This is a genomic window from Desulfatiglans parachlorophenolica (assembly GCF_055394735.1).
The window spans coordinates 4,351,707-4,365,689 of the sequence record NZ_AP042460.1; the positions used below are offsets into that span (position 1 = coordinate 4,351,707).

Here is a 13,983-nt window from a genome sequence, read left to right on the forward strand (position 1 = left end):
GCCGCTCCTTACTCGAGTACGATCCGGACTTTGCCGGGTTCCTTGCCCTTGGTCAGTCCGTCCAGGTATTCCTCGAACCGCTTCCGCATCTCCGCTGGGGTGGCTGGTGAGCCGCCAGAGAGCAGGGCGTCGCGCAGGTCCGCGATCTTGACCGAGACCTTGGTGAGCCCGGAGAGAACCTCCTGCAAGGCATGGATGAAGTCCTGGTCCAGGTCGTCCGGCAGGGCCCGTTTCTTGATGAAGCCATCCACCAGCTTGCGCGGCTCGGGCTTGAGCAGGCTCAGGTTCCCCTTGGTGGTCGGATCTTCGAGGTTGGCGAGCAGCGTCTGGGTCCAGTTCTCGACCAGCTTGTCGAGCTCGCCGTCCAGGGCGTTCAGCATCGTCGCCGCGGGAGCGGCAGGCGGTTCCGAACCCGGCTTGAAGTTGCAGTGCGGGCAGACCGGCGATGCTTCCAGTTCCTGCTCGGTGAGCGCAAAACAGCTCTTCAATCCGGCGAGCCGGTTCTGGAAGTCCGAGAGATGTTGGCGCGGCATCAGGTCGATGGTGGAGAGCTTCTGCAGGTCCTTGAGCCGCTCGTCGCCCATGAGCTGGGCCTTGCGCTTGTCCTCGTTCACGCCGAGGCGCGCTTTGGCGTGCATGGAAAGGTAGGTTAGCAAGTAGGCCTTCTTGAGGTCGCCGAGCTTGCGCTGGGTCTGCTGGCGGAATGCCGCCGCGCTCCGTTTGGCCGGGTCGCCGATCTGGGCGAGCACCTCGTCCCGCGCCGTCTTCATCTTGTCGATCCACTCGTGGCCGGTGGGCAGAACCGCCTCGGCGGTGGAGAGGTACGAGGCAGTGGACCCGAGGTCGACCACCAGTTCCTCGAGCGACTTGATCTCGGCAAGAGAACTCAGCCCATCCCGATGAGCGGTCACTTCCGAGGCGTCATAGCGGAAATTCTTGAGCTTGCCGGTCGTCGTGTAGGCCTGCAAGGATTCGAGGAAGGTCTTAGTCTCGTCCAGTTTCGCGCGGAGCTTCTTGATCTCATCATCGGCCAGCAGGCTGCGGCCCCAGAAGAACAATCCGGTCTGCATGCTCTGCTGCACCAGCACCAATTTCTCCACCGCTGCGGTGACGGCCTTCTGCAGCTCCTGAACCGGCTCGTCCTTGCCCTGGGTGACCAGTTGCGCCATTCCCGGCGTGAGCCCAAGAAGTTCGAAAAGCGCCTTGAGCGCCGGAAGGTTCCAGTCCTTGGGCCGTTCGATGTGCTTGAACTGGGCAAGTTCATCAATGCCTGTCCCGGCCAGTTGCGCCAGACCCGTGGCATCGAACTTCTTGCCCGGGATGGAGAGGACCACCTCACCGGCATAGACCAGCGCGGCCAGCACTACCACGGCCCATTCGGGTTCGAGGCGGAGCGATTGCGGCGCGAGGTATTCCACGCCGAGGACGTCCTGGATCAGCTCAGAGCGGTTGACCACCTGTCCGTGGCCCTTTTTCTTGGCGACACCGAGAATGTGCTTGGCGTACTTGGACCGGTAAGGATCGAGCCGGTCACCGTCGAGAAGCTCCAGGGCATCCAGCACCGCGGTGGCCTGCTTGGTGCGGTTCTGTCCAGCAATGGCGCGCAGGGCGTCCTGCGCCGCCTGGGCCCGGTTCGCTCCGGTGATGAGCACCGAGAAGAATGGGTACTCGGGAGCCTGGTCCTGGAACTTCGTCCCGAGACAGATGCCCGCGGTGGTGTTCACCAAGTCGCGGAAGTTGATGCGCTCGTGGGAGCCGATGCCGGAAAGCTCTCTGATGGACTTACCTTTGGCCCATTCGGTCAGGGACTTGGCGCGCCCCTGGTAGGTGACCTCAAAGGCTGTGGTCATGTTCTTTTGGAGCCACTGCACGAGGTCGCGCAGGAAGTTCGACGCCTTGGATTCGTAGGTGGACTTGGCGTGGCCCGACGCGGTGGATGCAAGGTCCAGGGCAGCGGCGTAGCTTCGAAGCGCGGTGCGGAATTCCTCATCCGTGTTCGTCAGGCGCAGGAACAGCTCCTCGGGTTTCTTCTCGTCCTTGAAATGCGGCGCGTCAAAGGGCTGGATGAAATAAAGGTAGAAGTCCCGCGGCGGCACCGCTGTGGAGCGTTCGTTGGGCGCGCCGAAGAAAAGGTATCCCAGGCGCGCAGCCTTGCGCTCCAGCCATTCGAGTTCATGCTGCCAAATCTTGTAGCCCGTGACGTAGGTCTGGTCCGTGCACTCCATGACTCGCCGGAGCGCCTCGTAGTAGTAGCGGTCGAGCTGCGAGGAATCGAGGCTCTCGGCCCGTTTCTCGATCAGCGCGTCGAAGTCGTCGGTCTTCTTGAGGTCCAGGTAATACTGGCGGTTGTCCGGGTTGGAGGAAATGAACTGCCCGCTGACCGTCTTGTGGATTTCCCGCAGGACAGTCTCCACCTGGGAGAGCAGGTCATCAGCGGGGTCGCCGCCCAGTTCCTCGATGCCCGGCTGGAAGAGGCACAACCCGTCGCGCAGTTCTTCCGCCGTCGCGCCCAAGGTGGCGTAAATGTCGCCCGTCGTGAGCCGGTGGACCGACAGCGCATGGATGAGCTGGGTCGCCATGGGCCTGTAGGCCGGGCGGGTGAAGGCCTGCTGAATGCGCGACTCAAGCACCATGCTGCAATCGATGACCGCCTTGATATCGGGAACGGCGCGGAAGGACGGGTTCTCACGCAGGGTCGTCCAGTAGCCGTCATAGGCGATGACCCCGGGCCTGTCGTCGGGTACGTTCTGGTTGAGGAGCTTCTTCATGGCCAGAGACAGAGTCTTGAGCACCTCGCGCTTTTCCACCGCGGTGACCCGCTCGAAGGTGTCGATGTAGTCCGGATGCACGGGGAAGAGGCGCACGAACTCGTCCATGCGCTCGTTCATGCGGCCATAGAACTTGGCGAAGGGGGTCAGGTACTCCCGGATTTTCACCTGCTGGTCGGCGGTCTTCTTGAGCAGACGCTCGGCCACCACGAACTTGACATCCTTGCGGGCGATGAGGATTTGCTCGAAGCGGTCCTTCACCCGACGGATGCTGTCGGCTACGAAAGAGAATCGAGGGCTATCGAAAATGGCTTCCTGGACGCCGGCGATGAAACGGAATCGTAGGTCCTTGCAGACCTCGCCGATCTCGCGCAGGAAGTTGAGATCGAGGATAAGTTCCTGATCCTTACGGGTGCGCAGATAGTCGAGCAGTTCGTCTACTACCAGGAGCAGGCCGTGGTCGGGAAATTCCTGGTGGAAGACGGTCATCATCTCTTCGAAGGAACGCTTGTTATTGGACACCTTGTCCGCGGGCGGAAAGGAATAAGACACACCCATTGCGGCCAGGTGCTCCTCCAGTTCGGCCAAGAGGATGTCGCGCAAGGACATGGTGGTCGCGCCGATCTCGGTTCGGACCACCTTGAAGCGCCCGCTGATCTTGCCTGCGGCGCTGGCCACGCTCTTGTCGTTAAGATGCGTGGCGAGATCGCCGTTTTCGGCCAGGGCGGAGATCACGGACATGAGGTGCGACTTACCGGTGCCGTAGTTGCCGACGACCAGCAGCCCCTTGTTGTCCATGGGCTGGTCGAACTGAAGCTGAGGAACGACGAGATTGACCAGTTTCTCAGCCATCTCCCCGGAGATGACATAGGTCTGGACAAGCTGCCGGGCAGCAGCGGCCTCGTCGGCGTCCCGTAGCTGGACCACGGACTCGATAGGCTCGAATTGGATCAGGTCTCCGTATTTCATCGCTTCTGCCCTCCTGCGCTTTCGTTCCTTGTCTTCATGCAACGGCCTCCGGGTTCACTACCAGGAAATCTCGTAAGGGATATCGTTTGTACTCGGGGTGGTCCGGCGTCGCATAGACCATGTGCTCGCCGTCGATGGAGCCGCTCCAGGCCGCAACCACGGTTTTATTCCGGGAGAGCCCCTGCAGAAGCCGCAACGGGTCCTGTTTGAGCGAGACATCGAAGAGGACCTCGACGTTGTCCAGAAGAACCACATCGGCTGCGGATGCGCCCACGATCTCCGCGAGGATGCGGGGCAACTGTAATGCCCGCTGTCGCGCGGTGAGATCGAGCATGCGCCGGGAAAGTTCGAGATTGACGTTGACCAGCGGAGCCATCATGCGCTCATGAACATCCTGGAGCGCGGCGGTCTTGCCCGCACCGGCCGGTGCCACCAGCATGACAAGCCGGTGGTACAGCTCGGCAGCCTGTCCAATTCTTCGTATGACTCTGTCGGCGAGTGGTTCCGCCATTAGCGATCTCCTCCTGAACCGGGCTCGTTTGCTCGCGTTTCTTCAAGCCAGTGGTCAATGGCTCCTTTTCTGAAACGCCAGTGCCGGCCGATTTTCTGGGAGGGGATCTTGCCTTCCCGAACGAGCTTGTAGAGCGTCGACTTCGGTATTTTCAGGTAGGCGGCCAACTCTTCGATGGTCAGTACGTCACCTGGTTTTTCATCCATCAAGCGCACCTCTCTGGTCTCAAGGCAAAGTTCGACCCAGCATACCTCATATTAAGCACATAATTTACAGTTATTGACAGTTGCTGTCAAGCGCTTTTGGAATCGCAGAGGGGAAAATCAGCGCCAGATTCCGCCGGTTAGCTCCTTGAAGCTCCCAGTCCACCGATCCCCCACCGTATAAAGCCAGACCGGGAACACGGTTCCGTTTGCCCGGATAGGGACCAGAACGCGGCGATAGAGGCAGGGACCGCCAGGGTGGAACCCCTCCAGCCGGTCAATGGCCGGAAGGCGGATTTCGGGATCGTCGAAGGTCAGAAGTTCCCCGTAAACGGGGGCCCAGGGCGCGCCTGTGCCCTTCCTCAGGAGCCGGTCGGGGGGTGGCTCGGGATTGGACATCCGGGCCGTCACGTGGGCTTGTGTGGCCACGTCGGCGAGTGGATTGGTGGTCCCGATGGCAAGGACGTCCTCCTCTGGAACCTCCATAACCGGGATTCCGGAGGATGTCTCGAAGAGGCGGCCGCGGACCACGGCGTCCTCCACCGTCAGGACGCCCCGGCAAAAGCGGTCGTGGTTCCAGAAACCGCGCTTCAGTGTCCCGTAGACGAAGAGTCTCAGCATTCTGCTTGTGTTCGCGTTCGAGGGTTCTGTTGGGTTCATTGCCTGGTTCATCGGGGTGTCTGTCATGGTTCCGCCCGCTTTCTCTCCTGGGCGACGAACTCGAAAGGCTCCACCGAATGCGCGGCCAGGTCCTCGCGCCGGAACACCACCAGGCTCATAGGCGGGACCGGAAGCTCCCTCCAGCCTTGTTCCTCCGCCAGCACGGCGTCGAGGTACGCCGGGTCCGACGCGTAGAGGACCGCCTTGCGGCGGGGATGCCACCGCATTTCCAACGGCCGGTTCCCTTTGAGCACGATGACGGTTTCCGGATCGGTCCGGCAGGCGATGACGGCGGTGATCTGCCCGCGGCAGCGCCGGAGGCGCGCCTTGAACCGCTCGATATCCATGGCACCGTCCCGCGCGGCGTTCGCGGCCAGGCGGAACAGAATCTCGCTGTCCACCTCGGCGAAGCGCCGCATCTTCCAGCGCCGGAACAGGTAGTCGGCGTTGTAAATGGTGCCGTTGTGGGTGCCGATCACCTCCCCGGCGCGGATAGGGTGGTTGTTGCTGTTGACCCGCTCGTCCCCTCGGGTGCGCCACCGGGTATGGCCGAGCAGAAGCGTGGCGCGGTTGTTTATGCCGGCGAGGAGTTCGGCGAAGGCCTTGTCCATCACAAACCGCTCGGCCGTCACCGGGCGTTTGAAGAGACGGTGGCATCCGTCGATATCGAGCCAAGCCGCGCCGGTGGCATGGGGACCGCGCTCCTCGCTCAGCAGCAGTAGGCGGGTAAAGAGCCAGGCGAGGTGGTCCCGCTCCTCGGCGCGCCGCCGCTTTTTCCCGAAGATGACGCCCGCGAGCCCGCACATCAGGATTTCCCTCCCTGCGGGTCGACGACAAAACCGCGGAAGACGCCCTCGGCATATTCCTTCGGGTGCTCCTCGATCCAGCGCGCGGCGTCGGGCCAGCCGAGCTCCCCGGCCAGCCGGGCAACGACCGGCCGGTTGAGCATGTTGGTAAGCCCCGAGAGCCGGACCGCGTCGATGCCCTGCCAGACCAAGGCGGAGATGGGTATCCGTGCGGGTTTGTCGTCCTGCGCCTCGGCAAGACCGTGTTTGATCAGCGCATCGAGGAAAGATGCGGCCTTTTCCTCGGGCGTGTCGCCCCGGACCGCCAGCTCGACACCGGCCAGCATCTTGGCGTTGCGCAGAACCATGTCGATGTAATCCTCGAGGTCCCGCTGGTCCGAAAAGAGCGTGGCTCCTTTCATGGCGTGGACCACGTCGGTCACCGTCTCCCCGGTGAAGACCTCGCCATCCCCTTCCAGCGGCCGCCCGTCGAGGGCGGTGTTTCGGATCAGCACTTTCATGACGCGCCTCCTTGCGTCCCGCCGGTTTCGCCCCCCGAAAATGCCGGAGGCCGGGTTTCGGGCCCGGCCTCCGAGAGGGGTTCCACCTTTGGGGCGGATTGTTCGTTTGGTTTCACCCTGCCGCGTTTGAAGGCCGAGTCTCCTGGCAGGGCGGCGATCAGATGCTTGCGTGCGGTCTTGAACTCGTCGCCGATGAGCCCCAGGTGGAGCAGGAAGACCCGGAAGTCGTATCGGGCGCTCTGAGGATCGAAGGACCGCTTGCGGCTCGATGCGGCCCGGCCGTTGAGCGCCTTGGCCGCCACGGCGAGGACCAGTTGGACGTAGGCTTTCACCTTGCCCGCGTGGAGCGTCCCCTCGAACCAGCGGAACTCGACCGTGCCCCGGTACCAGACGTTGTGCAGGTTCACCCCGTGGTAGCGGGTGCTGTCGTAGTGCTGGGGCTGCCGATTGTGGTAGCCGTACCAAATGTGGTTGAGCTGGTCCCTGGTCCTGGGACGGCGTCGCTCGATCTGCGCGATGAGATCGTCGCTCACCGGTTTGCTGTAGCTCCGGCGGCGGGTCTCGTTCACACCCAAGGCGGTGAGGATGAGCGCTTCCTGTTTGTAGACGATCTTGGCGAGGTTGCCGAGGGTCCGGCCATCAAAGGCTGTGGCGTCGACATGGACGTGGATGCCGCAACGGTCGTCCACCTTGGCTCCGCAGGCCCGCAGCGCCCGGACGACCTCCTGGAGGACGGGGATGTCCTCGTAGGACAGGACGGGGCTCACCACCTCGGCCCGCAGGTGTACCGGCACATTGATGAGCGAGCCGTCGGATACCACTTTCCAGACCCGTCCATGGTTGTCGGTGACTTCCCAGGGGTCGAAGCTCCCCGGGCTGCCGATGTGGCGGACCTGGCCGCCCACCACCGACTGGATCGCCTGGGCGACCCGCTCGCGCGTCCGTTTGACGGTCTCGATCTCGATTCCGAAGTTGAGCCGGCGTAAGTCCATGGTCTCTCCTTGCGTTCTGTAAGCCCTTTCCCGGCAAGGGATTGGCTCTTGTGTTCACACACATACAGGCTTCTTTCCGAACAGAAAGCAAGGCGATTCAGACGTATAACTCATTTGATATCAATGGCTTATGTACATGGAGACGCAACCTGCGGAAACACGCGGGGTTACGGGATTCCCTGGCGTCCGAAGAAAAGAGAGGTGTTCGGGGGATCAGCTCCGCTTCCAGTCGGTGCCGGTGTGTTTCTCCCACTTGCCGCCGCCCGCGAGGTCGGTATTGAACCACTCGTCGCCCATGGAGGGATTGGGGACGGCCGCGTCGCGTTCGGCCTCGGTGCCGACGCCACGATGGATGGCCTCCCGCGAGGTGTGCCCCTGGCCGAGCCGGTCAGGTCCGAGCAGGTCGCTCCAACCGAGGGCCGGAGCCCGTAGCCAGGAAACGAAGGTCCGGTAGGCGGTCGCGTCCTTGGCCGCCCGGTAAAGGAGCAGCGAGCCGTCGGCGTCCCGGACCAGGCTCGGCGTGTAGCAGCGTTCGAGGAACGGCCCGCTGCCGTTTTTGAACACGGGGTTGATCTCGGCCTTGCGCCAGTGGACGCGGTCCCAGGACCATGCGTAGCCGATGCCGGCGTTTCCCGCGGAGCCCCCGGAATAGAGCATCCACCATCTCCCGTCCGGAAGCCGCTCCACGTGGGCCGCGGAGACGTAGCCGTTCGCGCCTTCCCAAGGCTGCGGGTCGATCAAGCCGGAAAGGATCGGGCCGTTTCCGATCAGTTTCCACTCGACGGCATCGTCGGAACAGGCCAAGCCGAGGCTGTCGTTGCCGCCGGTCGACGCGATGAAATACATGGCGTGGCGCCAGGTGAAAGGTCTCCCTTCGACCGAGGTCGGCAGCGGATTGTACCAGAGAAAGGATGGCCCGTAATGACCGCGGTTCCAGACCTGGACGCTTCCCTCGGTGACCAGGTTGCCGGCGCACGGGGTGTCGCCAGTGAACGCGGCGGGGTCGACCGACGGATCACAGACCGCTGTGCGCAGACCTGCCATGGCATAGGGCTGGTTGGGTACGTCCGGGTTCCAGTAGAGGATGCGCAGCCGGTCAGCGGTCTCCAGCGCGCAGACCACGTGATAGCCGTTGGCCGCGATGCCGGTGACTTTTTTCTCCGTGTCCCAGATGAGCCCGTCGTCGGAGAAGGCGCAAGTCGTACCCGCACCGTCGCCGTAATAGGCGATGAAGTTCCGGGGCCGGGTTCCGTCGTGGAAAGCGCCCGGGGTCCGGAGGACGCGGACGTAGTAAGCACGAGCTGCCGTAAGAGGCAGGACGTGCGGGTAGCGGTGGTCGAACACCACCGGCGGCAGCCCCTCGGGCGGTTCAGCTCCGGAAGGGACCAGCAGCAGGCCGAGGTCAACGGCGCGCAGCAGGTCCGGGGTCATCGCCTGAACGACGGAGTTCTTTCCGGGGCCGAGCGTACCCGTAAGCCCGGGCAATTCCAGAATCGTATCGGTGTTGCTCTTGATGGTGATGCTCATAATTGGGTCCTCCCGGCCTGCGCCGCAAGCGCCGCGGCGGACAGGTCTTCATGCAGGTATCCGGCGTCCATCAGTTCCCGGTTGATCCGCCCGGCTTCGATCTCCTCCCGCCGGATGCGGGCCATGAGTTCTGCGAACGCCTCCGCGGCGTCCGGCTCAATGCCGTGCCGCTCCTCGATGCGCCGCATGCGGGCGTCGAGGTTGGCGAGCAGTTCGAGTGTGTGGTCCCGCAGGACACCGTCGCGCTTCTCCTGTGGTGACGGAATGAACTCGGTCAATCCGCCTTGTCTTCGAACGATCATGACATCCCTCCGATCAGCTCAGGGTCGCGCCGAGAGTGTGAATCCTCGGGTACACGAGGTTGTTGCCGGTCATCTCCGCTTTGTAGCGGACCTTGGTTCCGCTCGGATCGGTGAACGTCCTGGTGAGCGTGTATTCGGTCCATTCCTGGTCGATCTCCCGCGTCGTCTGGATGGACATCGGTTCCCAGGTTGACCCGCCGTCGTTGGAGGCGAACCAATCGATGGTGGTCCCGCTGGGGATGTTCATCTGGGTGTAGACCTTGGTGGAAGAGACACCCTGGGTGAGTTCGTTCTCACGGTTCAAATACGCGCCCGTCGGGTCGTTGAGATAACCGATGAGGTTGACGTCCTTGTAGTTCAGCACAGGAGAGTCGTTGGGAACGTTGGAGGAGAGGATCGCCCTCACAAGCACCTGCGCCGCGAGGTTGGGTAGCCGCTCCTCCTCCGCCGGCACGATGGCGTCCCAGATGACGCCGCCGTCGGTGGAATACTCCCACACGATGCCACAGCCTTCCGGAATGGAAGAATACTCGTCCAGGTTCAGATCGCTGAACTGCACTCCGGTGATAGGCTGGAAGCGGACCTCGCCTTCGGGCTGGAAATCGTAGCCGTAGATTCGCATGGTGAGATCGGAGCTGTTGAGCGGCGTCCAGGTCTCGGCGTTCGAGCTTTCCAGCAACACCCCGGCGGTATAGGTCTGCCGGGTGATGACCCCGTTTTGCCCCAGGCGGCCCAGCGTGGCGATACGCACCCGGTAGTTGGTGCTGTTGGTAAGCAGCACGACTGCGTAGCTGGTGTTCGCATCCGCGTAGAAGGGATCGTCGAAGACGACCTTGGTCTCGGAACCGAGGGCGATCTCGCTCGGGGCGATGACCTTCTCGGCCAGGATGACCTCGTTGGGAAGCCCGGTCGTGACGCCGCGAATCTGAATGGTTACGGGGATGGAAGCGTCTTTCTGCGTGAAGTGAAGCCCCACGGCTGAGATGACCCGGTTCTGCTCGAAGCTGAAGGTCTGCGCGAGCGGGTCCCGGCGACGGGTCACCCAACGCCAGCGCCATACGGTTCGCACCACGGGGACGCGGATAATGCGCGGCGGCACCTGCTGAACGATGGTCTGACGCTGCACGATGGTGCGGTTGACCACGACCCTTTCGATGCGCGTGATGACCAAGGGATCGTTGACCTGAAGGTTGGCTTGCGCTGAGTAGGTGCCGTCGGTCATTTCGACCACGCGGTTGCCGTTGCGGACATCGTCGGGAATGACGAAGGAAGCGATGACTCTGCCTACCGCGTCGCCGCTGAGACCTGAAGCCACCACTTTCCCGTCGCAACGCACCGTCACGCCGGTCGCGCCGGGGGTGAAGTTGGAGCCGACCACAGCCACGCCTGTCTGACCGCGCCGACCGATATTCGGCGTCACCTCCACGGCGGCGTCTGGTTTCTCGAACACGGCGTAGGGGTTGATGTTCTTGTCTTCGGACCAATCGGTCTGCTCGATGAGCACGCGCTCCGTGCCCGGCAGGAGAACGAGGCTGTCCTTGAAAATGGCGTCGCTCCCGGCAGAGTCAACATCGAGCACTTGCGGCGTGGCCGCTCGGTTCGGGGCGGCGAACTGCCGTACCTCATCGATGCGGGCGCTCCACTCGCTGTGGTAGATGTCGGACTGGGCGTCGTTCGAGAAGTCATCGGAATAGACGCCCTTCTTGGTCTGGGCGTCCCGGTTCTGCAGCTCGTTGTTCATTTGGAACTGGGCGTCGTTGTACTTGAGGTCCTCGACGTCCTTGATGATCTCGTGGATCTGGTCCATGGTGATGCGGGTCAGCCCGAAATTGAAGACCGTCAAGTCCACCGAGTTCGGCGGACAATCGACGCTGCAAAGTCCGAGCGTACCTTCCGGGACGATGGGCAGCTTCGGCCAATCCGCCGGAGCGCCTTCCAGCCGTTTGATCTCGCGGGTGGTGGCATAGATGATGTCCTTGCGTCCGATGTAGTAGTCGTAATCAATGCTGCAGTTGGAGCCGGCCACCGGCTCGTCGCCGATGTTGGTGCGGCCGAAGTTGATAATGGAAAGGTTGCCGGGTTCGACCTGCACCGGGGACATGGTCAGGCCGCTCGTGTTGGAAGCAGGCGGGTTGCCGCCCACGATCTCGTCCACGCCGTCGTCGGTGTAGGATGTAACCCCGGCGGCCACGTCCTTGAGCCGCTGGAAGTCCGCGCGGACCGTATTCTGCGTGCCGCGATAGATGCGGTATCCGGTCGCTCCACTGACCGGCAGCCAGGAGAGGCGGTTGATTTCCCCGGTCAGCGTATCGCGCGAAACGACTTTGGCGGAATCGTACTGAGTCTCGCCGGTGGCGCTCTGAACGGTGATCAGGTAGAAGAACTCGTCCGCCGCCGGATGGCCTGAGCGTCCGAACCAGCCTCCGTCCACATAGTCCGTCCCTTCGATCATCTGCTTGGTGTAGGTCCAGCGGACGGTGTAGGTGGTGCCGATGGCGGGTTCGTTGCCCGACCCCAGCCAGTCCACATAGTTGCCGGATTGCTGCCAGTCCGCGCCTTCCTGGAAGACCGTCGCTCCCTGGCTCACCTCGATGATATCCACCACCGGGTTGGGGACGAGCAGGTCCTCGCCGCCGCCCACCGACCCGCGGGTGATGTTGGAGACGATCTCGACGATGCCCTCGACCTGTGTGGTTTCCTTTAGGGGCGTGTTGTTGAGCGCATAGCGCCGGGTGCCGACCACGTAGGTCTTCTGTTCGCCGCGGACCGACTTGACGGCCGTGGACTTGGGCACCAGGGTCGTGGTGGGCATGTCTTTCTGCAGGCGGAAGCCTTGGATGTAAGCGCGGCCCGCGTTGGTGATCACCTCGACGTTCTCGCCGTCGTTGTCGCCGATGAAGCTGTCGAGTCCCTTGACCAGATAACTGCCGGCCTGGTCGTAAGTCCGCTCTGCCAGGTTCTGGAGAAGCGAGTTCAGCCCCTCGGCTGCAGCGAAGGCGAGCTGGTCCTCGGTGATCGACGCCACGGTGATGCGGCTTCCCGGCAGCGTCCCGAGCAGGTCCTGGAGGTAGAGATTCGACTTCTCGCGGACGGTCGCCGTCACATCGCCGGTCTCGCGGTCGAACTTGTGGACCGCGACCACCTTGCGCTGGGTCACATTGTTGGGCAACGCCTCGCCGCTCGTGTCATGATTCTTGAGCGACAGAATCCACTTTTCCCGCTCTGCGGTGGGTTCGCCCGTTGCGGGGTTGATGAGCACAGCGTCCTGGTTGTAGCCGTAGTTGTACTTGAGCAGCTCGACGTAGACGTAATCCGCGCCGCTCGTCTTGGCCGGGTCGTAGGTAAGCACCGCGCCGGGCACGCGCTCCAGGCAGCCGTCGATGTAGACCAGCCCCTCGGCTACGGTGAGCACGTTTGCCGCGACCGTCACGCCGAAGCCGCTGACGATGGCCCCCTCCTTGAAGAGGATGTCCGCGAGCTTCCTGCGCTCCTGGTTGATAATGTCCTGCTGCTCGTTGAGCTCCGAGTCGAGCAGGTCCCGGTCCTGGTGGTAACGGACCCGCTTGTAGTTTTTTGTCGGGTCGAACGTATCGCGCGAAATGGACATGGTCTTTCCTCCTAAATCTTGATGACCCCGACCAGCTCCACCCGCGTGTCCGAGGTCTTGTTGAAGTCGGGGATGTTCTTCACTTCGTACAGGTAGCCGGGATCGAGCACCTCGCCGGTCGGGTTGGTGTCGGCGTGGTAAACCCCGTTGGCCGCATAATCGGACTGCAGTCCGGCGATGTAGGCTACGTCACCGCCGAAGAACCCGTATTCCCGGATGGTGATGCCGTTGGCCTCGTTCTCCTCGAAGCGGAAGAAGACGCCGATGGTCTGGGTCTCCTCGGCGGTTTCGATGTAATGGATGCCGTTGACGATGAGCGTTCCTTCCGGGTCTTCTTTAAGAAAGGTCCGCTTGTAGTGCTTTTTGCGGGCCCGCTCATTCTTGAGCGTCGTTTGGTCGATGTCCGGCGCGGGCGGATTGATGGGATCGGTGAACGTGGCGTCACCGTCTCCGATGGCGCAATGGGTGATGCCTTCAATGGGGTCTCCCATGAGCAGCCGCGCGGTGAGGATGCGGCCCGTTTTGACGATGAGTCCAAGTGACATTCGTATTCCTCCTTCAGGTCTGTATCGTGTGGCCTTCGCGGATCAGCACGGCGAAGACGGTCTGGCGCACTTCCGCATGACGGGCTGTCTCGCGCACCACAAGTTGTTGCGAATCCACCGCCCGCTCCATCTCAGCGAATACCGCCGACCGGGTATCGCTGCGGCGCTCGATAGGTCGGTGAACCCGAACGACTGCGTCGGAGAGGACGGCCGGGAAACGAACCACCCATCCGCGCAGGTCGAAGCTCCGCAGGATAAATCTCGCGACCACGGCCTGGATGTCGGCGTAGGCGTTCATCTCCGCCGTGATCCGCAGGGCCGCATCCGCTTCGTGCCGGATGGTCCGCGTCGTCGACGCCGCTCCGACGGCTTCGAAGATGACCGCCGGTAAGGCCGGCATCTGGGCGCGGTTCATCGGAACCACGGAGCCCGGGAAGGGCCGGACGGTGAGTATGTTTCCGCTACGGATTGCCACGTCTCAGCCTCCCAGTGATTTTGTTCGCTTTGCCGGCATTCCGGATCACCCGGAACATCTGGGTCAGACGTCCGGGGTTCGCCGCAATCTCCTTCTTATTTCCAGGTTTCACCGCCAT

Annotated in this window: 13 protein-coding genes; all 13 read right to left on the reverse strand. The window is 62.7% G+C overall.

Annotation, left to right across the window (positions count from 1 at the left end):
- Nucleotides 1-8 precede the first annotated feature (8 nt).
- The gene (locus ACZ500_RS20085) at nucleotides 9-3,737 is read right to left on the reverse strand and encodes a DUF6079 family protein (protein WP_464229232.1); all 3,729 of its coding nucleotides are present in this window, start codon (nucleotides 3,735-3,737) and stop codon (nucleotides 9-11) included.
- Nucleotides 3,738-3,771: 34 nt separating this feature from the next.
- A complete protein-coding gene (gene brxF / locus ACZ500_RS20090) occupies nucleotides 3,772-4,248 on the reverse strand; it encodes a BREX-3 system P-loop-containing protein BrxF (protein WP_464229233.1) in 477 nt (158 codons plus the stop codon).
- Nucleotides 4,248-4,454 carry a helix-turn-helix domain-containing protein gene (locus ACZ500_RS20095; protein ID WP_137424074.1) on the reverse strand — a complete coding sequence of 69 codons (207 nt, stop codon included), beginning with the start codon at nucleotides 4,452-4,454 and terminating at the stop codon, nucleotides 4,248-4,250. The genes brxF and ACZ500_RS20095 overlap by 1 nt, the downstream gene beginning before the upstream one ends.
- A gap of 117 nt (nucleotides 4,455-4,571) precedes the next feature.
- Entirely contained in the window at nucleotides 4,572-5,072 is a 501-nt protein-coding gene (locus ACZ500_RS20100) for a gamma-glutamylcyclotransferase family protein (protein WP_464229234.1), read from the reverse strand.
- Between the two features lie 62 nt (nucleotides 5,073-5,134).
- Nucleotides 5,135-5,917 carry a class II glutamine amidotransferase gene (locus ACZ500_RS20105; RefSeq protein WP_464229235.1) on the reverse strand — a complete coding sequence of 261 codons (783 nt, stop codon included), beginning with the start codon at nucleotides 5,915-5,917 and terminating at the stop codon, nucleotides 5,135-5,137.
- Nucleotides 5,917-6,417, reverse strand: coding sequence for a DUF5049 domain-containing protein (locus ACZ500_RS20110; protein WP_464229236.1), 501 nt, complete (start codon nucleotides 6,415-6,417; stop codon nucleotides 5,917-5,919). Before ACZ500_RS20110 ends, ACZ500_RS20105 begins: the two co-directional genes overlap by 1 nt.
- Nucleotides 6,414-7,409: an amidoligase family protein gene (locus tag ACZ500_RS20115; RefSeq protein WP_464229237.1), complete on the reverse strand. Its 996-nt coding sequence runs from the start codon at nucleotides 7,407-7,409 to the stop codon at nucleotides 6,414-6,416. The genes ACZ500_RS20110 and ACZ500_RS20115 overlap by 4 nt, the downstream gene beginning before the upstream one ends.
- A 213-nt stretch (nucleotides 7,410-7,622) precedes the next feature.
- Nucleotides 7,623-8,936, reverse strand: a complete 1,314-nt coding sequence (locus ACZ500_RS20120) for a hypothetical protein (RefSeq protein WP_464229238.1) — start codon at nucleotides 8,934-8,936, stop codon at nucleotides 7,623-7,625.
- Complete coding sequence (locus tag ACZ500_RS20125; RefSeq protein ID WP_464229239.1) at nucleotides 8,933-9,238, reverse strand: VrlD; 306 nt, start codon at nucleotides 9,236-9,238, stop codon at nucleotides 8,933-8,935. Before ACZ500_RS20125 ends, ACZ500_RS20120 begins: the two co-directional genes overlap by 4 nt.
- Nucleotides 9,239-9,251: 13 nt before the next feature.
- Nucleotides 9,252-12,845 (reverse strand): DUF4815 domain-containing protein, encoded by a 3,594-nt coding sequence (locus tag ACZ500_RS20130; protein ID WP_464229240.1) that lies wholly within the window; start codon nucleotides 12,843-12,845, stop codon nucleotides 9,252-9,254.
- An 11-nt stretch (nucleotides 12,846-12,856) separates the two neighbouring features.
- The gene (locus ACZ500_RS20135; RefSeq protein WP_464229241.1) at nucleotides 12,857-13,390 is read right to left on the reverse strand and encodes a hypothetical protein; all 534 of its coding nucleotides are present in this window, start codon (nucleotides 13,388-13,390) and stop codon (nucleotides 12,857-12,859) included.
- Between the two features lie 13 nt (nucleotides 13,391-13,403).
- A complete protein-coding gene (locus ACZ500_RS20140; protein WP_464229242.1) occupies nucleotides 13,404-13,865 on the reverse strand; it encodes a hypothetical protein in 462 nt (153 codons plus the stop codon).
- The gene (locus ACZ500_RS20145) at nucleotides 13,852-13,983 is read right to left on the reverse strand and encodes a hypothetical protein (RefSeq protein WP_464229243.1); all 132 of its coding nucleotides are present in this window, start codon (nucleotides 13,981-13,983) and stop codon (nucleotides 13,852-13,854) included. Before ACZ500_RS20145 ends, ACZ500_RS20140 begins: the two co-directional genes overlap by 14 nt.

Excerpts from the sequence above, each read along its gene's own strand:
- ACZ500_RS20085 (WP_464229232.1), bottom strand. The coding sequence starts at position 3,737 with ATGAAATACGGAGACCTGATCCAATTCGAGCCTATCGAGTCCGTGGTC.
- brxF (WP_464229233.1), bottom strand. The coding sequence starts at position 4,248 with ATGGCGGAACCACTCGCCGACAGAGTCATACGAAGAATTGGACAGGCT.
- ACZ500_RS20095 (WP_137424074.1), bottom strand. The coding sequence starts at position 4,454 with ATGGATGAAAAACCAGGTGACGTACTGACCATCGAAGAGTTGGCCGCC.
- ACZ500_RS20100 (WP_464229234.1), bottom strand. The coding sequence starts at position 5,072 with ATGCTGAGACTCTTCGTCTACGGGACACTGAAGCGCGGTTTCTGGAAC.
- ACZ500_RS20105 (WP_464229235.1), bottom strand. The coding sequence starts at position 5,917 with ATGTGCGGGCTCGCGGGCGTCATCTTCGGGAAAAAGCGGCGGCGCGCC.
- ACZ500_RS20110 (WP_464229236.1), bottom strand. The coding sequence starts at position 6,417 with ATGAAAGTGCTGATCCGAAACACCGCCCTCGACGGGCGGCCGCTGGAA.
- ACZ500_RS20115 (WP_464229237.1), bottom strand. The coding sequence starts at position 7,409 with ATGGACTTACGCCGGCTCAACTTCGGAATCGAGATCGAGACCGTCAAA.
- ACZ500_RS20120 (WP_464229238.1), bottom strand. The coding sequence starts at position 8,936 with ATGAGCATCACCATCAAGAGCAACACCGATACGATTCTGGAATTGCCC.
- ACZ500_RS20125 (WP_464229239.1), bottom strand. The coding sequence starts at position 9,238 with ATGATCGTTCGAAGACAAGGCGGATTGACCGAGTTCATTCCGTCACCA.
- ACZ500_RS20130 (WP_464229240.1), bottom strand. The coding sequence starts at position 12,845 with ATGTCCATTTCGCGCGATACGTTCGACCCGACAAAAAACTACAAGCGG.
- ACZ500_RS20135 (WP_464229241.1), bottom strand. The coding sequence starts at position 13,390 with ATGTCACTTGGACTCATCGTCAAAACGGGCCGCATCCTCACCGCGCGG.
- ACZ500_RS20145 (WP_464229243.1), bottom strand. The coding sequence starts at position 13,983 with ATGGCGGTGAAACCTGGAAATAAGAAGGAGATTGCGGCGAACCCCGGA.